The 23,527-nt window shown below is 54.6% G+C and carries 20 protein-coding genes and 2 pseudogenes; 13 read left to right on the top strand and 9 right to left on the bottom strand.

Annotation, left to right across the window (positions count from 1 at the left end; genetic code table 11):
* The 4 genes from GH784_RS26285 to GH784_RS26270 form a co-directional block, all read right to left on the bottom strand.
* Positions 1 to 187 (bottom strand): helix-turn-helix domain-containing protein (locus tag GH784_RS26285; RefSeq protein ID WP_246670501.1); only part of this gene is annotated, 187 nt, incomplete at its 3' end.
* Positions 188 to 675: 488 nt separating this feature from the next.
* Positions 676 to 1,728: a hypothetical protein gene (locus tag GH784_RS26280; RefSeq protein ID WP_153793987.1), complete on the bottom strand. Its 1,053-nt coding sequence runs from the start codon at positions 1,726 to 1,728 to the stop codon at positions 676 to 678.
* On the bottom strand, positions 1,728 to 3,791 hold the full coding sequence (locus GH784_RS26275; protein WP_153793986.1) for an ORC-CDC6 family AAA ATPase: 2,064 nt from the start codon (positions 3,789 to 3,791) through the stop codon (positions 1,728 to 1,730). The genes GH784_RS26280 and GH784_RS26275 overlap by 1 nt, the downstream gene beginning before the upstream one ends.
* Positions 3,792 to 5,123 (bottom strand): metallophosphoesterase, encoded by a 1,332-nt coding sequence (locus GH784_RS26270; protein ID WP_153793985.1) that lies wholly within the window; start codon positions 5,121 to 5,123, stop codon positions 3,792 to 3,794.
* 445 nt (positions 5,124 to 5,568) lie between these two features.
* Between GH784_RS26270 and GH784_RS27570 the strand changes: the two are divergent.
* From GH784_RS27570 to GH784_RS26260, 3 genes and pseudogenes are all read left to right on the top strand, one after another.
* Positions 5,569 to 5,767: pseudogene (locus GH784_RS27570) on the top strand (SOS response-associated peptidase); the annotation flags it as partial.
* 114 nt (positions 5,768 to 5,881) lie between these two features.
* Positions 5,882 to 6,976 carry a DNA polymerase IV gene (gene dinB, locus GH784_RS26265; RefSeq protein WP_153793984.1) on the top strand — a complete coding sequence of 365 codons (1,095 nt, stop codon included), beginning with the start codon at positions 5,882 to 5,884 and terminating at the stop codon, positions 6,974 to 6,976.
* A 131-nt stretch (positions 6,977 to 7,107) separates the two neighbouring features.
* Positions 7,108 to 9,276: a CHAT domain-containing protein gene (locus GH784_RS26260; RefSeq protein WP_153793983.1), complete on the top strand. Its 2,169-nt coding sequence runs from the start codon at positions 7,108 to 7,110 to the stop codon at positions 9,274 to 9,276.
* 61 nt (positions 9,277 to 9,337) lie between these two features.
* Here the strand turns inward: GH784_RS26260 and GH784_RS26255 are convergent, their stop codons facing one another.
* Positions 9,338 to 10,342, bottom strand: coding sequence for a hypothetical protein (locus GH784_RS26255; protein ID WP_153793982.1), 1,005 nt, complete (start codon positions 10,340 to 10,342; stop codon positions 9,338 to 9,340).
* 148 nt (positions 10,343 to 10,490) lie between these two features.
* Here GH784_RS26255 and GH784_RS26250 point away from each other — a divergent pair, with 148 nt between their 5' ends.
* Positions 10,491 to 11,267, top strand: a complete 777-nt coding sequence (locus tag GH784_RS26250) for a phage Gp37/Gp68 family protein (protein ID WP_153793981.1) — start codon at positions 10,491 to 10,493, stop codon at positions 11,265 to 11,267.
* Between the two features lie 34 nt (positions 11,268 to 11,301).
* Complete coding sequence (locus tag GH784_RS26245) at positions 11,302 to 12,549, top strand: three-Cys-motif partner protein TcmP (protein WP_323131498.1); 1,248 nt, start codon at positions 11,302 to 11,304, stop codon at positions 12,547 to 12,549.
* Between the two features lie 18 nt (positions 12,550 to 12,567).
* Here GH784_RS26245 and tcmP read toward each other — a convergent pair whose 3' ends face one another.
* The gene (tcmP, locus tag GH784_RS26240) at positions 12,568 to 13,467 is read right to left on the bottom strand and encodes a three-Cys-motif partner protein TcmP (RefSeq protein ID WP_153793980.1); all 900 of its coding nucleotides are present in this window, start codon (positions 13,465 to 13,467) and stop codon (positions 12,568 to 12,570) included.
* A 198-nt stretch (positions 13,468 to 13,665) separates the two neighbouring features.
* Between tcmP and GH784_RS26235 the strand changes: the two genes are divergently transcribed.
* Both GH784_RS26235 and GH784_RS26230 read left to right on the top strand, forming a co-directional pair.
* Positions 13,666 to 14,160, top strand: coding sequence for a hypothetical protein (locus GH784_RS26235; RefSeq protein WP_153793979.1), 495 nt, complete (start codon positions 13,666 to 13,668; stop codon positions 14,158 to 14,160).
* Positions 14,161 to 14,197: 37 nt separating this feature from the next.
* Complete coding sequence (locus GH784_RS26230; RefSeq protein WP_153793978.1) at positions 14,198 to 15,070, top strand: hypothetical protein; 873 nt, start codon at positions 14,198 to 14,200, stop codon at positions 15,068 to 15,070.
* 55 nt (positions 15,071 to 15,125) lie between these two features.
* On the opposite strand, the gene GH784_RS26225 is transcribed toward GH784_RS26230, so the two are convergent.
* Positions 15,126 to 15,956: a hypothetical protein gene (locus GH784_RS26225; protein ID WP_153793977.1), complete on the bottom strand. Its 831-nt coding sequence runs from the start codon at positions 15,954 to 15,956 to the stop codon at positions 15,126 to 15,128.
* A gap of 112 nt (positions 15,957 to 16,068) precedes the next feature.
* Positions 16,069 to 16,668 (bottom strand): hypothetical protein, encoded by a 600-nt coding sequence (locus tag GH784_RS26220; RefSeq protein ID WP_153793976.1) that lies wholly within the window; start codon positions 16,666 to 16,668, stop codon positions 16,069 to 16,071.
* Between the two features lie 58 nt (positions 16,669 to 16,726).
* Between GH784_RS26220 and GH784_RS26215 the strand changes: the two genes are divergently transcribed.
* Together GH784_RS26215 and GH784_RS26210 are read left to right on the top strand one after the other, a co-directional pair.
* Positions 16,727 to 17,590 (top strand): hypothetical protein, encoded by an 864-nt coding sequence (locus GH784_RS26215; protein WP_153793975.1) that lies wholly within the window; start codon positions 16,727 to 16,729, stop codon positions 17,588 to 17,590.
* A 2-nt stretch (positions 17,591 to 17,592) separates the two neighbouring features.
* Positions 17,593 to 18,441, top strand: coding sequence for a GNAT family N-acetyltransferase (locus GH784_RS26210; protein ID WP_153793974.1), 849 nt, complete (start codon positions 17,593 to 17,595; stop codon positions 18,439 to 18,441).
* Positions 18,442 to 18,531: 90 nt separating this feature from the next.
* Here the strand turns inward: GH784_RS26210 and GH784_RS26205 are convergent, their stop codons facing one another.
* Entirely contained in the window at positions 18,532 to 19,680 is a 1,149-nt protein-coding gene (locus GH784_RS26205; protein ID WP_194843011.1) for an RHE_PE00001 family protein, read from the bottom strand.
* 190 nt (positions 19,681 to 19,870) lie between these two features.
* On the opposite strand from GH784_RS26205, the gene GH784_RS26200 reads away from it, so the two are divergent.
* The 4 genes and pseudogenes from GH784_RS26200 (at position 19,871) to GH784_RS26190 (ending at position 22,683) form a co-directional block, all read left to right on the top strand.
* Positions 19,871 to 21,019 (top strand): site-specific integrase, encoded by a 1,149-nt coding sequence (locus GH784_RS26200; protein WP_174012618.1) that lies wholly within the window; start codon positions 19,871 to 19,873, stop codon positions 21,017 to 21,019.
* A gap of 145 nt (positions 21,020 to 21,164) precedes the next feature.
* Positions 21,165 to 21,410, top strand: a complete 246-nt coding sequence (locus tag GH784_RS27565; RefSeq protein ID WP_236761620.1) for a type II toxin-antitoxin system Phd/YefM family antitoxin — start codon at positions 21,165 to 21,167, stop codon at positions 21,408 to 21,410.
* Positions 21,407 to 21,810, top strand: a pseudogene (locus GH784_RS26195) (VapC toxin family PIN domain ribonuclease). Before GH784_RS27565 ends, GH784_RS26195 begins: the two are co-directional and overlap by 4 nt.
* A 510-nt stretch (positions 21,811 to 22,320) precedes the next feature.
* Entirely contained in the window at positions 22,321 to 22,683 is a 363-nt protein-coding gene (locus GH784_RS26190) for a hypothetical protein (protein ID WP_112523362.1), read from the top strand.
* Positions 22,684 to 23,527: the final 844 nt, after the last annotated feature.

The following is a 23,527-nucleotide window of genomic DNA, read 5'->3' as shown; positions in this document are numbered from 1 at the left end:
CTCTCCAGGCTCCGATCCGGGGCAGCGGTTGACGCTCGCGCTTATAGGTAAACTCGGTGACATCGGAGCGGACAATCTTGCGGACCGTGTTCCGCGAAACATTCAGCTCCCTGGCGATCTTCTTTACCGACCAACCCTGAACATGGAAGGCTCGCCGGACACGCGCAATCGTATCCACTCTCTTCAACTCCCCACTCCATCCGCTCAAAAGCAGGATGGTCCGATGAAATCAGGGAGGGGTCAAAATTGGATAAGTATCACCCCGCCAATGGGGTCAACATTCCATGCTTAAACACACCGTCCGAGCCGACTCTTCGTTTCGCCTTGAAAGGATTAGAACCACCGACCCGCGCGTTGGTTCGCTAAGCAATTGAAAACCCGATAGCTTGATTTAAGCTGAGCGTTGGCCACGACGTAACCCTCCAATATGGAACTTCCGGCCCATTCCGCGTCTGGTGCGATGCATAGGGAGCCGCTAGTGACGCCTAGGTTACCCATGAGTTAGAGCGCCACTGCTGCCGCTGAACGGCGACGGTAAAAGGCAAATCGGCGCTACAGTACTCTTGTGGGTTAGCCACAGACGATAAAGCGGATCTCAGCGTGCTCGATCGCCATGAAGAGTATGGCCAATTCCCAGCTCCAGCAATTAACAACTCGCGATTTAGATCAGGACGGCTACCACGTATCGAGCAGACTACAAGCTGGCGAGGTTAAATCTACCAAGCGAAACAGGTGGTAGCTACCATTTTGCTGCACGTCTCTTCGCGCGTAACCCTTGGGAATCCGAGCTTTGACCTGAACCCTTCGATCAGCGCAAGCAAAAAGGGCCGCAGCTATAGCCTGAACTTTGGGTCCACCGGCGAATACGCTAATAACAGCCCGCTCGCCGACTTTCATTGCGTGCTCCTCGAAGGCTTTGAGGTATGCATCGATTGAGAAGGACCCGATTCTGCGAACTTCCTCGTCGCCCAGTCGGTACATTTCCGTAATTTTTGCAACCTGCTGGTTAAGAAGGGAATCGAGGTGTGCGTGACGGCTGCTCTGGGGGACAAGGACCGCTATCCTCTCGGGGCTAAATTCGTCCACCAGACCATAAAACATGTCGGCGTCGCCACCGATCCCCACAATGAGAAATTTTTCCTCTCCCATGCCGCCGCTACCATTGAGCAATGGAACTGTTTCGTATCGGTCAACGGCACTGGAAAACTCTTCCGATCCGGACGGAGGTGGATAGGAACCCTCGGCATATCCGAAATCCACTGCGGGAAATGCGCCGATGCTTCCAAACCCGAATGCAACTAACCACTGGATATACACACGCGGCATTGTGGAACACTCCACGAATACCCGTCTCAAACTTCCATGGTAGGATCCGATTTGCCTAGCGAGTTCGGTGAGGGTGTGGCCAAGCGTGTTGATGTTTTTCAGGAACTCCGTCGACGGAGCCAGCTTCAACTCGGTAATCGCGACGTCCCATTTCCTCGCGAGATCGACAAGCCTTGTGCGGTTGGCTTCAATAGCATCATCGCCTGTACTCGCAAGCTCAAAATCCAGAAGCAGAATTTGCTTGGCACCTAGCGCAACATGGGATTCCAGCGCCGAGAAACGCGACTCCCATCCGAGCGTAAATATGGCAATGTCCGCTGCAACTTTTTCGAGGTCATCGCCATCCTTCAGCAGTTTATGACCGACCGCCACATTGCCGCAAACGCTATACTCATCGGTCATCATCGGTCTCTTACCTCAAACAGCGAACCTTGACGCAAACCTAGGTCATCCGCGGGCGGGAAAAGCTCATCTAGAACGCTGTCTGCCCACTCTTCCGCGGTTTGGCTTCGATTGAGCAACAGCTCGACGACCCTCCCAGCAGGCAAGACGTTCACCACATAAGGACCGCGATAGGAAAACTGGAAGTGTGGTGCGAACCGTCGGTGAAGGCGGACGGTGATCTCGTTTGCTTCGGGATTGTGCTCGGCGGCCTCAAGCTTCCCTTTCTCGGAGACCTCTCGAATAAAGCCGTCCTTCTCCGCTCGCCTTAGGATTTCATCGATTTTCGTTCCCATCGGGTCGAGACCGGTAGCCAGTGCACGCATCTCCGCCCGGTTGATACGAAAGAGGCCGCGCTCGGTCGTAGTCGCGGCCTGTCGCTCTATGACATCGGTTTGAAGGCGAGAAGTCAGTCGGCCTAGAGCGCGAACCATCCTCACGCTCTCCTCTTCGAAGGGCTGGGAAAGCGACTCAAGTCCTTGCAGCTTCTTCTCGGACGCAGCAGTCACCGCACTTCGTTGTTTCTCTATATTCACCGGATGGTCCGAATTGATAAAGTCCAAGAGACGCTTAGGTGATGCCCCGGAGACCTCCTCCAAATAGATCGCGCCCATGATGTCTAGAAAGTCGCGAATGCAGAGATCGCTGAGCTGGATAATCATTTGGTGGCCGACATACGGGTATTCATGGAGGCGGAGTATCCTACATGCCTCCAGAAACGCCCATCCCTGCTTTCTTGCAATTACGCGTTTCAGCAACACCGTATCGACGCCACGTTCCGGCTTTGTCCGAACGTCTTCAGATAGCTGAGCGAGAGCTAGTCCCTCAACATATGGTCTGGCCTTGGAGTTGAGCGGAAATTGCTCCCTCTCGGCTTTGGTTGCATGCAATTCGAAGAAATGCCGCGCTTCCTCGGCTATCCTGATCAACCGTTGCCTGCCTTCTGAGGTGCCCGATTCGATCACCCGCTCGATAATCTGATTGACGGACATCTTCCCAAGGCGGTTTTTAAGGGAAAACGCCGTCAAGGGATCTTTACGTCGGAGTTCGTCCTTGAGAGGCTCCGGGAGCGCATAAAAGAGCCGGAGCGATGCTACATTCTGACATAGAGCGGCGAACTCGCTGTCCGTGGCGGAGTCCAAGTTCTCGACGTCCCGATCAGCGCTTGATAGCGACTGCCCCGGAATCACCGTTCTGATCGTGTCGTATATCCCGCCGATGAAGGCGAGTACCCATTTGACCTCACCCCTTGTCTTGCGGACGATCGTGTTGAGAAACTGTTGCTGTTGCGGGGTCAATGCCTCGCAGTCATCAATCATGATCTTGAACTGCAGAGGCTGGTCGCTTGCGAACGCCGGTCCGGATATCAACGGAGAAATCGTCTTCACGACCTTGTTGATCAACGATCCTGGGTCAGTGGCGAAAAACATTTCGCGTGCTTTGTCGCTCCCGACGAAAAAAGCGTTGAAGCAGTTATCTATGTAGCGGGAAACCAATTGCCTGAGATCGCCAAGCCCAAAGAAATCCTGACGCCCAGCAATCTCCAGGAAGTGTAACGCCTCCCGATGTATTTCCAACGCGGCGTCGCGATCGTCTGTTCCGGTGTAGGCAAGGCTACCTTCTTCTCTGAGCGCGGACACCGTTTCCAGAAGTCGCTCGATTACCTTCAACTCGAGATAGTGCGAGAAAATAACGAACTGCCGATTTTTAACCGCCTCGGGATCAAGTCTGATAGGGCCCGGAATCAGCGTCAGTGCGGCATTGTCGATCAGAGGGGAAAAGGTCTCGTTGAGTTGGAAGAATACGCCATACCAAGGCAAGACGCCGACTTGCTTGGCAAGATTGGCATCTTCCAGGATATGGATCGTGGACAACGATCTGAGAATACTTGTCTTGCCGCTGCCCCGCGTGCCTGAGACAAATACAGGCTTTTTCGCGATTGATATCTCGCGCGATTTTTGACTGAACCACAAGACCGGGCGGCTCTCGTATTCGATGCGATTAGGGCCGAATGGATTTTGCATTTATTTGCCCTTCAGCTGGATACGCCAACTTTTGTTCGGCTTGTTTAGGTCATCTATTTCAATCAAATGCGACGCGTGTAGCATGATGAGCGCATCTTCCAGCGCCTCGCCCTCGAAGTCGGAGTCAGCCAAATGCCGGACTTCGTTCCAGAACAGCAAGTCTCCACTCCGCTCTTCCTTATGCTGTTTAAGCCGGCGAAACAGATCGAAAGTCCTGCTGTCGATAATTGCTCGCGAGGGCGATAGTGTCGAGATGAAACAATGTGGAGCCTCCATCAGGGTGCCATCCTCAGACCTGGCACGATGGGGTATCAGACGGATGCCAACAAGGTCGTCTCGTTCGCTAATATAGAAGACGATTTCATTGAACCCATTCTTGATCTCCGGGGCCGAAATCAGGATGAGTTTGCTGTCCGGAAGTCGAGGATCGCTTACGACCTCCACCGGGTCCTGATGAATGTGGCCGTGGAGGTATACGATCGGTCGATTGAGGCCGAGCATCTGGCTTCGGACAAAGCCCGCGTTTAGCATTTCGCCGTAAGGCGAGATACGCGGAATTTTTTGTGGAAGCAGATTGTGGTGTCCGACAAGCACCCCGAATGTAGCATTTACCTCATCCAACGTCCTTTGCACGGCGTCTAGCATTTGCGGAATGACATATGGCGTGTCGAGCTGACCGTAATACTGCTCCATGAGCTTGGCGGCGGGCACACCGGGACCCTGTGCAGGATCGATCTCCGCTTCTGAAAAACTGCCAAGGTCGATAGCTGCGGTGTGCGCATCGGCGGCTCGGAGTTTGTCGCGTAAAAACTCCGGCAGGTTATGCAATTCCCAACTTCCGACGGCGGTGTTCAGAAGCGTCAAACTAAGGGTGCAGTCCTTGCCGGTCAGCTTGACCTGAACAGGCTGTTCGGAGGGGACCTTCTCCCAGTGATATTTTGCGGCCAGCTGGGACATAGCGCGAAACTTCTCTAAACGGCCAAGGTCACGAGCGTCCGCTCGGTTGACGTCATGATTTCCCGGGACAAACAGGAGTGGCGGGTCGAATTTTCTATCCTTGCGCCGACACAACAACGTAAAATGGCGAAATACGCCTTCCAGATATTCTGAACGCCCGGCCGTCGTGAAATCGCCTACAAAGACGACGCCATGGCAGCTTGGCCCTGTAGCCAATTGGCCGATCTTTCGAAGGATCGCCGGAAACGATGAACGGCGAAGACCATCGGTTATCCCGGGTGCGAACCGGCCATCCTTCGCGTCCAGATCACTTTGATGCAGCCGCCAGTCTGGATAGTGGATGTCACCGATTTGAAGGATTCGAATTCGCCGCATCAAGTGCCCCTCTCGTAACCTCAACGATTACAACGTCCCGTTGAGATTAGCGAGACGTCGCTGGCGATTTCAACGAGATACGTAGAACGCTGGCATGTCCGCAAACGCGCGCTACCGCCTCCCCTAGGTGGTCGCTTCCCGACGTTCCCTCACTGGCCCCATTGTCAGGCTTTAGCCGACGCCGGACGAGGCCGTCCGCAAACAGGCCTTAGATGTAACCAATGCCATGAAGGGCGACAGGGGTCTACGGCGGAGGCATTGAACTCAGGACGCTGCTCCGCTGGTTGCTGCCAGAGGTACCCCGTCGCAGCACCAGCGAAGCCTCTGGGCGACCTATTTTTTTGAAAACCTGTGTGGACTGGAACATGCATTCCACAGCATCCGACCGAAGGCTGACCCAAGTTTCCAAACATATCCATCGTTCATGACCGCAAAGAAATCGTATATCCGCGAGAAGCCCATTCCCGTCCTCCTACTGAACAAGGAAGAAACAGACATTTTGGGTTCAAGCACCTTGGGATGAGGCGAAGGAACTGGCCCGCCTGCTGCCCGATGATGCGCTGATGATTTCTTCGCGCGAGCCGCATGGCTCGTCGATCGTTTCGAAATCCCGAGAGCCGATCAAACCAGGCAGCCCGATTTGAGGAGGTAGTCTCGAACTCCTGACCTTCGCCACAGCCCGTTGCCATTTTCCGTGGAACTGGTACGTTCTCTTTTTGTTCCTAAATGAAAACGGCTCGTCGTCGGTCGGTGGCGCTATGAATGACACGATCCCGGTCAGAAAAATCATCCATGTCGATATGGATGCCTTCTATGCCTCTGTCGAGCAGCGGGACAATCCGGAGCTGCGCGGGAAGCCGATTGCCGTGGGGGGCGCGGCCGCACGAGGCGTCGTTGCGGCGGCAAGTTATGAGGCCCGGACATTCGGTATCCACTCGGCCATGCCTTCGGTTACCGCGGCCCGCAAATGCCCGGAGCTGATTTTCGTGAAGCCGCGCTTCGAGGTTTATCGGGCCGTCTCTCAGCAGATTCGGGAGATCTTTGCCGAGTACACGCCACTGATCGAGCCGCTCTCACTTGATGAGGCCTATCTCGATGTGACCGAGAACCTGAAGGCTATGCCGATCGCAACCGAGATCGCTCTGGAGATCCGTGCGAAGATCAAGGCGGTGACCGGCCTCAATGCATCCGCCGGTATTTCCTATAACAAGTTCCTTGCGAAGATGGCCTCGGACCTCAACAAACCCAATGGCCAGGCGGTGATCACGCCGAAGAATGGGCAGGCCTTCGTGCAGGGGCTCGCCGTCAAGAAATTCCATGGCGTTGGGCCGGCGACCGCTGAAAAGATGCACAATCTCGGAATTGAGACCGGTGCGGACCTGAAAGCGCAATCGCTGCAATTCCTGTCGCAGCACTTTGGGAAGTCGGGTCCGTATTTCCATGGCATTGCACGCGGGGTCGACGAACGTCAGGTACGGCCTGATCGTGTCAGAAAATCCGTCGGGGCCGAGGACACGTTCGCGCAGGATATCGACGATCTCGACCTTGCCACTAGCGAGTTGAAACCGCTCACCGAAAAGGTCTGGAGCTATTGCGAGGCGAAAGGATTCAGCGGGAAAACGGTCACCGTAAAGATCAGATACTCCGACTTCACTCAGGCGACGCGATCCAGGAGCAGCACGCTGCCCTTAGCCAATTGCAACGAGGTTCTTCAGACCGCAGCCGGGCTGTTGGCGACCGTATATCCCTTCAAGCGCTCGGTCCGCCTTCTTGGCGTAACACTGTCATCGCTTACTAATGAACGGAGCGAAAACGATATCGGCACGCAGCCCGAGCTTGATTTCAGCCTGTAGGCTAGCCGAAAATGCTCGCCATGGGGAAACACATAGCGTGATGGCCTATCATTCGCCTCTGCGATCCCGCTTGCAAAAGGTAACGTCAACGGTGAGGTTGGTACGTCATAGGGATACGGACCGATAGCCTCATGAAAGACCCGGAGCCGCATGTAAATTGGCCATCGATGATACGGTACGTCGTCGTCCTGGATGAGGACAGCCTTGAAGACGCAAGCGTATTCCAGGGAATTTCGCCCGGCATGCTCAATATGGAATGGGCATTGCGGTCAATTTCCGAGATGCCGGCGGACATCTTTGATTTTGGCTTGCCTCTCGAGGCCAGAAAGGCAAGGCGGATCACAGGTAAGGGCTGGAGTTGGACACCCCTCACAATCAGCAACTTTCTAAAGCTCCGCGTCACCCATGACGATCCATACTGGGTTGTATATTCTGGGTCGGAGGCCATCTACAGTGCACTTGCCGATTGGGAAAGCCGCCAGACACTCCCCGTTCTTCATATCTCCACCGCTGGCGGCCTCGCTCCAGACCAGGCGCGATGGACCCATGTGCGCGACCATATACGGCGCATTGCAGTTAAGCTGCATCAAAGGGCGCGAAGGTTCCCGGTCGCCGAACTTCGGAAAACCTTAAAAGCATGGCGGAAGCCCACCGCGCCACGTTTGGATCTCGTTGCCAAACTCCACAACTGCACGGTCCCCAATCTCGTCACGCTGCGCACTCTCGGTTTCAGCTTTGCGGCCGAGGAATCGCTTATGTCGCCCCCAGGCGATGAGAGCCCGCACATCAATGCGATCGTGGAATCTGCGAATGCTGTGATTTCACAACAAGAAAGTGTTGGGGTTTTTCCAGCCCTATTTTCCCATTTTCCAAAACCTGATCGGATCGTTATCGCTCCATCACTTTACGCACACACACGCCAGCGCCTTCGGCCCACCACAAATGCGCCGGCAGGCCTCTTCGAGACCATACGGGTCATTCAGCAGCAAAAGGGTTATACATTCTCCGGGCCTGGGGCCGTGATGGTACGAACCATGTCGCCTGCCGGCCAGTACATCATGGGGCTGCGCGCTCAGGAATTGAATGTACAGACCTTGGCCGTCAGCCTTCGGGCGGCATCAACGCTGGCAGCCACAGTGCGGCTGCCGAACGGGGTGAACCTGTCATCGGAATTGTCGGATTTCACAGCCCACGTGAGAGGCGGGCGAAGCACCGGCGGGAACGGCAAGGCCGAGCGCGTGTTTCGCAATGTTCAAAAATCCCTTCGATCTTATACCTCTCCGGCTTTGCTGGAGATTGTTGCCAGCAGCCAGACAGGCGTGAAGCTGATCGCCGACGCACCGCTTGAATGGCTACCTGTGGGGGATCTGCCTCTGGCTATAGCTTTGGACGTGTCGCGCATTCCCACGACGCCCGGCAATCTGATGATGACTCAGCTCATGAGAAGCGAGACGCTTTATCTCAAGCCCAAGGCCTTCGGCGAAGTTCTGGTGGTATCCTCCTTTTCCCCCAATGACCCGATCCGCCACGACGTCCGAATGGCAATGGAGACCTTCACCAAAACTGCCAAGGGACATCTAAGTTTTCGGCAGGTCACAGTGACTTGCCGCGATCAGTTCGTTGAGGCCGTCAACAGCTTTCATGGCGCCATGATGATCTTCGACGGTCATGGGTCGCATGATCGCAACAGCGGCGCTGGCTTCCTGCACATCGGCGCGGAGAAGGTTGACGTCTGGGAACTGCGCGGGAGGCTGCGGCCTCCACCCGTTGTTGTTCTTAGTGCATGCGATACTCACTCGCCGGATCGCACACACGCCACCGCCGCCGCTGGGTTTCTGACTTGTGGCGCAACCTCCGTCGTCGCAACCTTGCTTCCGGTGCGCTCAAAGAGTGCAGCCCTCTTTGCCGCTCGCCTTTCGATGCGCGCCGCGTGGTATACGCATGCGGTGGTCCATGGCTCGAAGCGGCCTATACTCTGGAGTGAAGTCGTAGGTAGTATGCTTCGCCTCGACTTTATTTCCGATTTGATCGGCCGATTAGAAAAAAAGAAAATGCTCTCCCCACGGCCAGCAGCAGATCTGCGCACAGAAGTGAATATGTTCGTCCACACTCGAGACCCCAATTGGTGGGCGAATGCCAGGGCTAGGCTAATGGAGGTGACAGGGCTTGAAGCTGACGATATGGCGCGCCTGGTTTCGAAGACGATCGCCGAGGGTGACAGCGTGCGGTACACACATCTAGGAAATCCAGATTTGCTTTGCATCACCGACAATGATGTGCTGAACGCTGCCCAGCCCTGAACCCTCTATTCGTTATGGCCATGGGATCAGCCGCAGGCAGGGCATGTTGAAAATGCCCAAGCTACGGCGACGTAGCGAAAGTTCTTTCGTACATTCTCCACCCCAAGGTGGAGATACGAGTATCTTTCGGCCTCTGACCCAACTCCAGAATTGTCGTGTGGCGGCGAATGTTGAATTCGGAAGCAGCCATCCAAGACGCAATAAGGTTTGTCTTCCATGTGAGCTGTTTAGGCAACGGCGTAATCAGACCCTTGCGAGGGAACATCTTCTCATTGACAAATCCCGTGCATAGTTCGCCTAAGGCCCCTGTGGTAAGGTCCGCGATGGCCGCTAGGTCTTCGAGAACGAGACTTCCATCATCCGCGATTCCCGTTGTGCTGCAGCGAATGTGGCCCAGGGAATGAGAAAAATAGGAAGCCAAAACACGCTGAAAAAGTCGCGTTAGGTCTGTAAGCAAACCCACATTCGCAGCGATATCGTCTTCATCGATAATCCAAATAACATCTTGTCCCGGTGAGGATAGGCCTGACAATAGAAATGCGCTCAGGTGCAATACTCGCAGCAAGCGCTCTTGCACGTTCGGTTTCCATCGTTTCAATAATTCGGCGCCCACCGCGTCCTCGGCAGGCCCGGTGAAAAATGATCCACCCGCTTTAGAGATTGCAAACTGTGCCAAGTAGCCTTCGATACCAGCCGCCGCTTGCATGAATGGAACCAACGCCTGACGCCGCATTCCATCGTTGAGTGCCTTGAATGACATTCGGCGGCGGTTCGGCAGGATAGCATCGCGAAATTGGCGTTGCCGCGTCAGCCAGTCGTGGTTCTTCGCTAGGTCCAGTATTAAAAACGTATAAGTGTCAAAATGCTGCTTTTGATGATGGCCGCCAAAATCTGCGACAAGCAGAAGTGTGCGACCCCGCTTGAGGAACGGGAATTCCGAGCGGTTAGCACTGAGATCAGCGTTAAAGCTGTCCGCCAAAAGTGTCCCCACACCTTCAGGCGAAAAGTTTGGTTTGTGGACAGACGAAGGTAAAAGATCGAATGAGACCCGAAAAGAAGTTGCCATATACGTTCAGCTCCAGTCCGCGAGATAAAGTCTTTCACGTACAGAAAGGCGCCAAAGACATCTCTACAATCTAAAGACGAATGCTGCAAATTAACGGGAATTAAGGATATGTTGATGTCATATCAACCCGATTATCGGAGGGTTGCAAATGGCTGAGACACAGATCGAATGGACAGACGCGACATGGAATCCCGTCGCGGGTTGCACCATCATGTCCGCTGGATGCACCAACTGCTATGCGATGGCTATGGCCAAGCGACTGGAAGCTATGCATGTTGACAAATATGTGGGCCTAACCCGTAAGAGCGGTACAAGGACAATCTGGACCGGGGTGGTGCGGGAGGATGAATCCGCTCTCCTCATTCCACATGGTTGGAAAAAACCCCGCAAGATTTTCGTCAATTCAATGAGCGACCTTTTCCATGATTCGGTCTCCGATGAATTCATTCTAAAAGTCTGGCAGGTGATGCGCGAGACCCCACACCACAACTACCAGATTCTCACCAAACGGCCAGAACGTATGGCGACTGTGATCCGTCAGGTGATTGGCGAAATTCTGCCGAACGTGTGGCTTGGAACCAGTGTGGAGGACAAAGCTGTGACGGAACGCATAGACCATCTCCGTCAAGTGCCGGCAGCCATTCGCTTCATCTCTTTTGAACCGCTGATCGGTTCTGTCGGAGCCATTGATCTTACCAATATCCACTGGGCTATCGTTGGCGGCGAAAGCGGCAAATCCGCTCGACCACTGCAGGAGGAGTGGATCGATGAGATATACGACTCTTGCCTAGAACACGATACGGCGTTCTTTTTCAAGCAATGGGGAACGTGGGGCAAAGATAACAAAAGGCGGTCGAAGAAAGCAAATGGTCGAGAATATAAGGGTCGCACATGGGATCAGATGCCAATCCATGCAGCACCGTGAGCTGATCACAAAACGTTTTCACAGCGGGGGATGAGTGGTCAGGAAACGGTATGATTGGGAAGGTGGCGCTCAACTTGACGAGCACTCGAAGCGCAAACACAAGATTCTGCACGAATATATTCTGCAATATATAGTCGTCAGATGTAAGCACCCGCAGCAGCCACGCTTTCGCTTCGCCATTGTCGATGGCTTCGCTGGTGCCGGACGATATGCTGGGGGCGCCGTGGGCTCGCCGCTCATCTTCGTTGACCGAATGCGGGTAGCTGCCGAACAGATAAATCTGTCACGGGCGATCGAAGGGCTTTCCAACATTGACCTTGAATGCCACTTGATTCTGAACGACGCCGATCCAGCCGCAGTTTCTCTACTTAGGCAGAATATTGCTCCATTGCTTGCCGAAGTGAGGGAAACCAGCAAACATCTTCGGATTGAGACCATCATCCTCAACGAGCCATTCGAAGACGCTTACCCAAAAATCAAAACAATACTGACATCAGCAAAAATTACGAACGCATTGTTCAACCTGGATCAATGCGGACATAGCTACGTCGACCGCGCGACCTTGGTCGACATAATCCAGACCTACCAATCTGAAATTTTTTACACCTTCAGTATCCAGTCGTTCTTGGCCTTTTTGAGCCGAACAAACCCCGATCTCTTACTGTCACAATTGGCTTTCTTGGGCTTGCCCCTTCGAGATATCGAGCAGTTGAATTTTCCCATGAGCAACGAACGATGGCTGGGCACGGCAGAGCGCCTCGTGTTCGACGCGTTTCAGGTCTGCGCGCCATTTGTGAGCCCATTCTCCATCCACAATCCAGATGGATGGCGCTACTGGTTTATCCACTTCGCCAAGTCATACCGCGCCCGCCAAGTCTATAACAACGTCTTGCATGACAACAGCAGCTCGCAAGCCCATTTCGGCAGGGCTGGCCTAAATATGCTGAGTTACAATGCACGCCATACAGACGGCCATCTTTATCTTTTCGATCCAGCAGGCCGTACAACAGCGGTTGATCAACTACGGGATGATGTCCCTCGACTTCTAAGCGATCGTGGCCATGCGCTCAATATCCTTGATTTCTATGAAAGCATCTACAATTTGACGCCCGCGCATTCGGCGGACATACTTTCATCGCTGGTTGGTCACCCCGACCTCAAGGTCACCACCAAATCCGGAGGCGAACGCCGCAAGGCCAGTACCATTAAGGTAGCTGATACCATCAGGCTGAACCCGCAACGGACATTCCATCAACTTCTACGACCGATTGAAAACCGCTGAGTAGAATTCGGCGTGCTTCTAGGTGGATCTCTTCCCGACCTTAGGTAGCTTATCGCCCATTCTCAGAATGTAATCTGCACCCTCAAGGCCCTTGCGATGCGGGCCGGCCCACAGCAAATAATAAAGCGGTGCGCCACGCGTGTTGCAGATCAGCCTCGGCGTAGATACGAAGCCGAATGCGTTCTTCAGGTTTCGCCGATATAACTCTAGCAAGCGGTCAGAATAATCGTCTCGCTTGCGGAGTTCTGTTGATGCGAACAGGCCATGGGCATCGGACGAGTAGACCTCATCGAACCATTCTCGGCTACCGAAGTAACGATCCAACGTGTCTGCCCAAGCGCCGGGAACATTGCCGTCATTGGGGAGCATTCGATTGAGCGCCATGTTGAGCGCAAAATTCACAACAACCTCGAACAGTCCGGTATTCGCCAAGGCCTGTACGCTCGACCACTCGAGCCTCGCGCCAAAGGGGTCGAGAAACGCGACGCCCCGATGACTACTCTTGGAAATTCCCTGGCCGACGATCCATGCAATTCCTTCTGCTGCTGGCACTTTTAGTTTCGTTATCTGCCGGCGCTCGCCGAATTCGACTTCAACATCGCTCAGTTCCTCGGCGCGGTTGGCATCGGGTTCGATAAAAACATAACGTGAAAAAGGGTTGGCTATGCTAAGTGCAACCCTTGGCGACCCATCCAGGAATTCAGCCTGTTCAGAATCTTGTTCAGCGGGTGCTTCCAATAAATCGAGCATCGCGAGGGACTCATTCTTGTTGCGAATCTTTGCGCGCCCGCCACCTGCAAATGCATCGAGATAGATGGTGCGCCACGGCTGGTTCTTCAGGACCTTCGTATAGAAATCGAGATAGCGGGCCAGGATATCCAGCTTTTCTTTTGCCCACGGGCCAACCTCAGCGACCATCAGAACTCTCACAGCGATTCATCCACGCCCACAACGTAGGGGTGTTTTTAACGCCATTCAATTAGCATGAACACATCAAAGAGAATTACGCAGTGCTTTGAGGCGGTTTGTGATGTCATGTACACGGCCAACGTAGCCGAGGAGTCAAGGCTCGTGTACGTCATAGGCCGGGCGAAGGTAATGAGTGGGGTGGGGAGCATGTTTAAACGATCGAGTGAACTGCGCACCCCCGACCCATATTTCTCAGGGAGAGCCGGCTTTCTTGGGAGCAGCCTTGAGGAACTGTACGATGACATGTGCAGATTCAACCTACCCCGACAAGTACCAGACACCGTTCGCCGATCTCACGACGCAATCCGCCACGCGTACATCTATTCGTACTACTCGTATGACCTTCTGACCGTAGCGGCAGCCCAGACCTTCCCGTGCCTTGAGCTTGCATTGCGGGAGCGCATCGGCTCGCAATTCGTCGGAAGATTGGACAGGAAGGGCAAGCTGCGGCATGCGCCGATGCTCGACGAGCTGCTCAAGAGCGCAAAAAACCAGGGCCTCATATCAGCCGATGTGAAGGGTCTGAGCCATCTGCGAAACATGTTCGCCCACGGCACGAGCGCTGTTTTGAACCCGCCGATGTTTCTCGCGCCCTTCGAACTCATCACCGAAACAATTGCAGAGCTGTTCGCAGAACCATGATTTTCCATTCCCCTGGCGTACTGGTTGGCGCTTCACCATGACTGAAGCCCCGATTGTCATGCAGATCAAGCACGAGAGGAAGGTCCGACGGATCATTGGCTCAGTATTGCGGGACTACGGTATCAATCTGGAGGCAGACGACACCGAACTCACTATTCGCCCTGAGGTGATCCTTGAACACACCGGCAGCCGGACACTTTCCAGTGCTATTCTCGATAGTATGTTTCCGAGAGCGCCAAGCCCATGTGAACTATTCCACTATACTACCGTCGCTTCGCTCAAGGGGATCGCAGCGACCCAACAGCTACGATTGTACTGGGCTCGAAAGCGTATCGGTGAAGGGGAACTCGACACTTTCGCTACCAGGCACGGGCTGAGAGGTTATCTCGATAAAACCGCCGGGGAGCCATTCTATAAAAAATTGTCGGATGACATTTTTTATGTCTCTTTGACCCGCCCCGGCGAAGGTGACGAGATCAATCTTTGGAATGTTTTCTCCGAAGGTGGGCAGGGTGTTAGATTAAGGCTCCGCGTTCACCCGTCGCGGGCGGAGCTACGAGCGATTCAGTATGACGTGCCGGAGACCGTGCTATCTAGGCTCAACAGCACTCTATCGGCCGAAGGAGAACCGCCGTTCGTGCCCTGGTCATTGTCGAAAATCGGTGCTTTCTATTTGCCCGCGATGCTTCACCGAGAAGACGAGGTGCGGCTACTCATCAAGCGCCACGCCGGAGGTCGAGACGACAGCTCGACGGACGGCAATAATCGATACTGGCCATTGGAAATTGGCGAAAGCAATGATTTCTGTAAGATCGATCTCATCGAGATTCACGCCGGGCCGAACTCATGCAAGCAAGAGATTCAGGGCGCCATTGTCGATACGCCGTTCGCGTCCATACCTGTGGTATGATTTTGCCTGGACGCCGTGCAAAAAAGCACACCCGGCGTCACTTAGCAATTTCAGCTTAAGGCCGACCTTGTTGCAGACGTCGCAAGAATGTTCGCGCAGTCACTAGCACTACATGAAGACGGAACGTGCAATGGTCCTCATCCGAAAGTCCCGGATGCGAGCCATCGGTATGAAGCATCTTAAACAGGCCCTCGACGTAGTTCTTACCATCGCTCGACCATTCCTTTCGATCGACTGCCAGAAATCCAATAGAGCCGTCGGCCAACATCTGCCTTAGATTTGCACCGCTCTGGAGTAGCTTCGCTTTGTCAGGATCGATGTGGCGGGCAATGTCGTTCAGCAGCCCTTCGAGGAAAGTTCGGAGCTGTGCGTTGGCCGCCTCCCAATCTCCACGCGTGTGAGCGTCGATCGCTAGGTCTAAATGCCGTAGTGGTACAGTGAATACGAACTGCTTTAGCAATCCACGGACCTCGTCATCCGTCTCCGGCAAATCAATCTCATTAGGCAAAGCGGCCCGGATCTTTGCGGGTGCTCGCCGCCCGCCCCAGACAACAACATAACCGTCACGAGCAAGACCTCGCAGAAGGTCTCGCTGACGCATGCTGGATGAATTCTCTTCGGCAAGACCGATGGCTTCCCGAACGAATGCTTCGGCCAGCGAGACGGTGCCGTCGAGAGTTTCAATTGTATCCGACAGGCGGTCCAGAATGATCCGGCCGAGCCGATCGCATTTCTTTTCAATCCCAACAACTGTGCTGGCGTCAATCTCTGACTCAAGCCCAAGCCGGAGGACAACCTTGTTGATTTCCGTATGCGTTCGCAGCACCTCCGCCAGAAATTCGTTTGCCGCCACGATTGTGGGTCTGGTGAACGGTCTCATTTTCATAAGCGTGCTTACCCCTCTTCTCGTTCTGTTTATCCATCGGACCCCGCTTTCGACCCGCTCTTAGCAAAAGAGACGGGAAAAGCGTTTAAGGCATTCGGTTTTGGAGCCCTACTCAGTTCATCGTCAGGAGGTTGCGGAAGATTGTATCGACGTGACCAGCATGGGTGTGGATTGATCCGGATACCCTATGGTCGAGGCCTCGTTCCTGTTCCATTTGATACGATTGCAATACAAGCTCGAACTCCTCGGAAGTCGGGATCAATCTCAACGACTGCACCTTTTCAAACACGTCAACCACGACGTTAAAAATCGCAGGCTCAATGTCACAGACGTCCCCATATCGCCGGAAGGCGCTTCGAACGGTATCCGGTTGGGGTTCACGCGGAAGAGAGGAAGCTCGTTCAACTGACGAGGTTTCAACCAATGTCACTTGCGCTAGTTCGCAAGTCATTGGAAGCTCGCTTGCCGCGATGATCTTCACCTTGTGAAGTAACTCATCATGATGATGAAACAGATTGCGTAGAGCCTTGAGCCCAACAAAATTCGGGGAATGGAACAGTTTGCTTTCTTTTGGCAGCTTATCATTGAAGCTATGCAAGGCGCCTAGAAGATTAAATAGGGTGTCTTGATCGCGATCCTGACAGTGCCGGTAATATCCCCGAAAAATTCTGTCAGCCGCCGCGTTCAATGAGTTTCTTTTGCTTTCATCCATGAGTTGTGAATCCCGACTTCAGCGTTTATGTTTCGAGGCAAAGCCACAGGTAGTATTCGTGTTTGAGAAAAGTTTTTACAAACTAACCTGGGACAGATGCAATCGAATATCCTATTCATTTCATCGCGTCGAACGGCTACCCGAGATTGCACTTGTAACAGCGCCTGATACGAGCCTTCTGCATGAAACATCACAAAAGCGCGACACTACCCCCCAGATTTTTGCACGTGAACAAACAAACCCACCACCGATATTTAAGACTGAGATGTCTTCGATGGACGCATCATCACCGTACCGTTCTCTGGCTGACTGGCCGGCTCAAAAAATGTTTATCCTCGCAAATCCCTCGCCGGACAATTGGAAAGGGACCTTCAATCTTTGCCTGATGAAACGATTGAACAGCCGCTATCTAGATCCCATTAACTGGATACAAGAACGGGAGCTTAGTCAGGGTGAAGGATTTTCCATCCTAACAATACAATGCTCTCTGATTGAGTTTTTGGCAGCTTTGCGACTTGGCTTCCGCTTCGAACGCGGGAACTATAAGCATGGTGATGGTTTCCGGTACTGGGATAGCAAGTGCTTATTCGTCGACTTTCTTCGGCATGTACCGCCATTCGCAGATCACTTCACGGCCCGGCAGGCGCTAAAGTTCTATGTAGACGTTCGATGCGGTTTGATTCATGAAGCCCAAACAAAGGGACAATGGGTGGTGAAATCTGCCTGTGGGTCCGACCGCATGGTCGACTTCACGACGTTCACCGTAAATCGCGATATCTTCTCCGATAGGATCGCCGAATATCTTCACCGATATCGGGATGATTTATTGCGCTCCGCATCATTGCAGGAAGCCTTTATTCGCAAATTCGATCATCTCTATAGCAATACCGCAGAGAGTTACGCTGCAGAAGGGAATGGCTAAACATGCCCGAGGTGCACGCAACGACGCAAACAGAACTGGAGAAAATCCGGGCCTGGCTAGAGGTTGAAGACACAGCTTACCGAGAGTGGGAAGCAGGCCGCACGGAAGAGACATGGTTTGAGCCTGGGCCGACAAAAGGGTTTTTCTGCAATTTTGATGGGTACATTCGCCCTGATTTCGAAAAGGGTGACATGTTTACTTTGATAGAAGGAGGTGAAGCGGTCGGATTTTCGTCGGGTGGCTTAACGGAGCGCGGCATCTTTGAAATCAGACCGGACGCGCGTGGTACCGGACTTGGGCGTTGGTTCGCAGGCTGGTTGATAGAGCGAGCCAAGTCCGAAGGGACGGAAGGTGGCCTTTACATCGACTGCGCGCCCCGTTCGTCCCTAGATTTTTGGATTCGCATGGGCTTCATGCATCACAAGGAGTCGTACAGCGGCGAATACGCTTACATGATGCTCCCGCGTAGCAATAATGTCCAACCAGGACGCCGCGTCGTCAAATGCGAAATCTCGGTCTTGGAAAAATTATGCGAGGAACTGCCCGACTTTGATTCCCGGCCTCTATTTGGAATTGAGGTTGCTGCAATCGAAGATGAAAACAGAAATCTCCATTTCACGCAGAGACTTATCCTCCCGGCGGTTCTTTGGGAAAATAGTCGCCACCCATGGCTCAGGGTCGTGGCTGACGGAACTCCGCTCATTTTTGATGAGCTGTACGACCTCTCTCGAACAACTGTTGGTCCTAGGCGAGATAAGGGCGGCTTTTATATTGTCGATGCCATTACCACGCTCGGTAAGCCAGTCTTGGAGCTTTCCAGTTTCCGACTAGTTGAAAACCGTGGGCGGTAACACCCCTCCCCAGGCCGTGCACCGCAGCCCGCTTTCATTTTGAATGTGAGTTTAGGCGGGTCGAGTAACTCTTTTAATCCGAAGACGGCGCTAAATCATGCCCCACGCCCGAAACCTCCCCCTCCCCGTCATCTCCCGGAGGCCGAGCTCCAAAACAATCCGCCGCGCCGCCTGCGGCGTGACGCCGAGCGTCTTCACCACCATCCCGGCCGACACCAGCGGTTTCGCCATTACCAGCTCGACCAGCTCCGGCAGTTTTGAAGACGTCCGCCGCCCGTCCAGTTTTCGCTCGAACATCGTTTTCGCCAGCGTCAGCCGGTCATGCTCCTTCATGCCGATCTCAGCGGCCGCCAAAAATCCGTGGGCCATGGCGAGCAGCCGGGTTTCGCGATCGCGGTGACGGCGCCGATCGACCGGAATGGTTTTCAGCCCAAGGTTGATGGCGGCAACATGGGCACCTGACGTGATCCCGGCTTCCCGTAGGATCGATGCGGCAAAAAGGCGGCCAAGCCAAGGCGCATGCTGAAGGACGGAAAGTTCGTTCCAGGCATCGAGGGCGACGATCGCCTGCAGCACCGCCGGCAAATTTTCGTCCTGGTGCAGCACGCTGCGCCATTCGTCGAGCCGAGCATCCTCGTCCCAGTCGAGATCATAGACCAGGGGATCCTTTTCGGGAGCACGGCTGCCCGCAGCGCGGCCGGGCCGGGTGGCATTCTCGATCGCCGCCTTTGATCGGGCGAGCACCGCATCGATGGCGGCATAGTCGACGCCGGGAAGCCCTTCGGCTTCGTCACTGTCTCTCTCCTCACCTTCTGCGTTAGCCCTGACCGCGGGCCGAACGATCCCGGCCGGTTCCGAAGCCTCAGCGCCGACCGAATTGATGTCCGACGTCTGTCGCAAAGTTCGGATACCCTCTGCGGACAAGGCCCAGTCCGGTGACTGTGCAGCGATGCGTCGGCGGGTGCGCAGCACGTCGCGGGCAATTGTCAGCTCGTGCGTCGGTGTGCGGATATCACGGGTGGCGTCGTGGAGGACGAGGTCTTCGAGGTGAACGAGTTCGCCGTCGATCCACAGCGAGGCGCAGGCGTCGGCGAAATTTTGCCGTTCAAGGAAGCCCGCGCCGACCGGTGAGCGGGCAATGCGCTCGTCGAGACGGGTCAGAGCGACACCAGCGTCGAAAGCCGGCCGCATCACGGCATTCATGCTGATTTTCGCGAGATCGTAAGCCATTGAAATCATGGTAAATGATTTCTTATGAGAACTCTATAGAGATATTAGAGTTCCTCACATGGTACGGTTTTGAGTTGAGTTATCTACCATCGATAAGTATGCCTTATCGATGGTAGTTGATTTCGCGGCGCAAATCGAGGAAAATCGGGGCAAATCACGGTGCCAGCGGCCGCCGAAACCCGCGATTCTGGAGCCTATCGTGCCTAAAGCGAAGACATCACACACGTCCGTCGAGCGGCGCGCCGAGGAGCTCGATACCATCGCGTCCGTGTTGCCGCTCGAACGCCGCGACGAGCTTGCCGAGCTGTTGACCGATGATGACATCGAAACGCTGCGGCATCTCGTTAATCAGGGCATGGGCGACAATACGCTAAGGGCCCTGACGTCTGATCTTGCCTACCTGGAGGCCTGGGGTCTCGCTGCCACCGGACAATCCCTGCCCTGGCCGGCGCCCGAGGCGTTGCTGCTCAAATTCGTGGCCCATCATCTGTGGGATCCGGAAAAGCGCGCAAGTGAGCCCAACCACGGCATGCCCGATGATGTCGACAAAAATCTAAGGCGTCAGGGTTTCCTGAAATCCGTCGGCCCGCACGCGCCTGACACGGTGCGGCGCCGGCTGGCCAGCTGGTCGACATTGAGTAAGTGGCGCGGCCTTTCGGGTGCCTTCGCCTCCCCTGCTCTTAAGTCAGCCATTCGTCTGGCCGTGCGCGCCGTTCCGCGAACCCGTGCGCGCAAGAGCGCAAAGGCCGTCACTGGCGACGTTCTGGCGAAGCTGCTGGCGACGTGCGAGTCAGACAGCCTGCGCGATCTCCGCGACAAGGCAATCCTGATGGTTGCCTTTGCTTCCGGCGGCCGTCGACGCAGCGAGATCGCCAGGCTACGCGTCGAGCAGCTGACAGTCGAGCCACCGATCGAAGTGAACGACGGTCCTCCCCTCCCCTCACTTGCCATCCATCTTGGTCGAACCAAAACGACGACAGGCGAGCAGGACGATGTCGTCTATCTCACAGGCCGACCTGTCGAGGCGCTGAGCGCCTGGCTGGCGGCCGCAAAGATCGAAAAGGGCAGCGTGTTTCGGGGAATTGGGCGATGGGGCACCGTCTCGCGGCGTGCGCTCGATCCGCAGTCGGTCAATGCGATCCTGAAGCAGCGGGCACAGATGGCCGGGTTGGACAGTGGGGAGTTTTCGGCGCACGGGTTACGATCGGGATATTTGACGGAGGCCGCCAATCGCGGAATTCCCCTTCTCGAGGCGATGGAGCAGTCCAGACACCGGTCGATGCAACAGGCTTCCAGCTACTATAACAACGCTACACGGCGAAGCGGGCGTGCGGCACGAATTCTGTAATGGCGCTCATGCGTAGCATCAGACGTCCCGGCTAGTTGGGACTGGTTGCACAGTCAATCGGTCTCGTTGACGACCTAGGCAAGGTCGGAAAGCCTGCTTCTCTAACGTTCTCCACAAGCTGGCATGGCCTCCTGTGCCTAAGTCGATGATCGATACGTGCAGAAGCAAGGCAGGCTTCACCAGAGACGATCAAAGAGAGAGCGCCCAGTTGGCGCCTCAGACGATTACCCGTAAAAGAAAACCGAGCGTGGTTGTTGTTTCTGCAGAAGAGTGTCTGAAGAAAACTACTCGCACGGGATCGATTGCGGAATTTCTGTTGGCATCGCCCCTATGCGGCGCCGAATTGGATAGTGAGATGCAACACGACGAGCGCCGTGGCCTGTCCTTGTGAGACTTCTGCTCGATACGAATGTTCTGTCGGAAGTTACAAAGCCTCGCCCTGATGAAGGGTGTCTGATGTGCCGTCAAGGGCTGGACGTGGATCGAACCTTAATCAGCATCGTCTCTATTGCTGAAATTCGCCGCGGTGTCGCGCCGATGGATAGCGGCTGGCGCCTTGGAGGAACGGCTCACGCATGATCTGCCTCAACGCTAACGAAAACAGGATTATTCCGGTGGCAGGTCATGCCGCCGTCGCCTGGGCCTATCTGATGGCGCTTGCCAAGCGAAATGGTCGCCGGCTCGGCTCGATGGTTGCTACAGCCGTCACTCACCCATTGACCCTTGCGACGCGCAACATCAAGGATTTAGAAGCCTTCGGAATAAAAATCAGTGATCAGTGGGTGGACTGATCTGGCCGTTGCTTTTCGATTGAAAGGGCTGGACTGAACGCTCTCCCACGAAATGCTCAGGAATCACGCCGTAATCTTCTTATTGCTCACTGCACGCCCTTGGTCTGGCTGCATGATGTCATCCATCACGTGATTGAGGACTCGCCGATTGTGAAAGACAAGGACGCCTCGTTCCTTGGGTTGGCCCACGATGTGCGCCGAGCATATGAGCGGCAGCGTCAATTTATTCAGCCGCCTAAACATTTTTGAAGAAATCGGCGTCCGATACGGCGTTCGGATCCTCTGGCCTGTGCTTTGGCTGCAGCATAGGCTGTTGAGGCGATCTCTCGCGTTTCTCGACGATAGAGCTAAGAGCCAAGCTACCACTTATGCGTTGGAGGCCGTCATCGATGATGCATTGCGCGAGGATTTGGTACGCAGGCAGGTATACCATCGATCTATGGCAGCGCCTTAATCCAGCACAGCCTGCAGTATTTGAGATGATCGACCGCCCAAGGGGATATTTTGTTCATGGAAGAAAGCGCAACGGAAGGCCGGCTTGCGCTGCTCATTTCTTGTTTCGATCAGATCTGTGACCGCCTCTACCCAATTCCATTTAAGAACTGCGAAAAACCTGATATCTCCAGGAAAATTCGCCGCCTGGAAAAAATCAGGAGCGGGATCCTACAAACAGTCTCTACCCTCGTGACCGCCCTCCTCCGCCGACAGGCAGAGATCTCTCTGCTGTCCCTCCAGATAGGCAGGCTTTCTGAAGTTCTGCCCATTCCAATTTTAGTAGGCATTTCCGCTGCAGATGCCCCGCTACCAAGGGGAATATTTCGAGAGCACATAACGGGCGCAGCGAGGATTCGATCGCTCTACTGGTTCTGGTAGTCAAATTCCTCACTTGCCATGTGCTTGGGATATTCTGATGAGCTGCCTTGGCTGGCCGATAGGCCTTTCAAACGACACAGACCGTCGAAGGGCGCTGTCCATTTTCAGTCCCTCGGCAATCCGATCGATACGTTCGCTAAACAAGTGTGTTTTTTCGACTGTTCTTTTGCGCCGTCGTGTAGTTGGCGCGAGAGCTGATTGTTGAGCGAACCCAAGTTGCTTTCATGGCGGCAAAGGCTGCATCATCCTGACAAAATGCAGCCTTTTCAAGAGAAGCCAGGAGGCAATCAATGCGGTGTAGACGGCTCCGGAAAAGGCTAGACTTCCTCGGACGTTTTCCTCGGCTAGACCCCGGTGCCCGGACTTTAACAATTTTGCCCGGGTCAAAACTGATTTAATACCCTGCCAGGCTCGTTCCCTGGGGCCATGACGGGCGACAAGGGTTTTCATGCGCCCTTAACCGCAAAGCCGGCTCGAAGCCGCAGCCAGAAGGACTGACCCGACAAGAGGCGACTTTTTGTCCGCTGATATCTGTGGACGGGCAGAATTGATCCGAACGGTACAAGCAGCGAAGGCGTTAGCGCATCATCGATGGTTTTGCGACAGTTGACGTCCCATGCCCAATCGGAAAACCTTGTCAGCTGACAAGGTTTTGGAGACGCGGCTCTGGCTACGGATCAGCTCATCTCTTGAGGAAGCCCAGACACCAGATCATCAGTTGTCGCGACCGCTAAAGTTCGCCCAACTACCAGCGTCAGCGGTTTACGACGCTCGCTATCGAAAACCTTGTCAGCTGACAAGGTTTGCAGTCCTCTATCAACTTCAACGGTCAACAGTCATACCG

Source organism: Agrobacterium tumefaciens, from assembly GCF_009649785.1.
GTDB classification, from domain to species: Bacteria; Pseudomonadota; Alphaproteobacteria; order Rhizobiales; family Rhizobiaceae; genus Agrobacterium; species Agrobacterium tumefaciens.
Note: the sequence above shows the minus strand (reverse complement) of the source record. Positions and strands in the feature narration are given on the sequence as shown.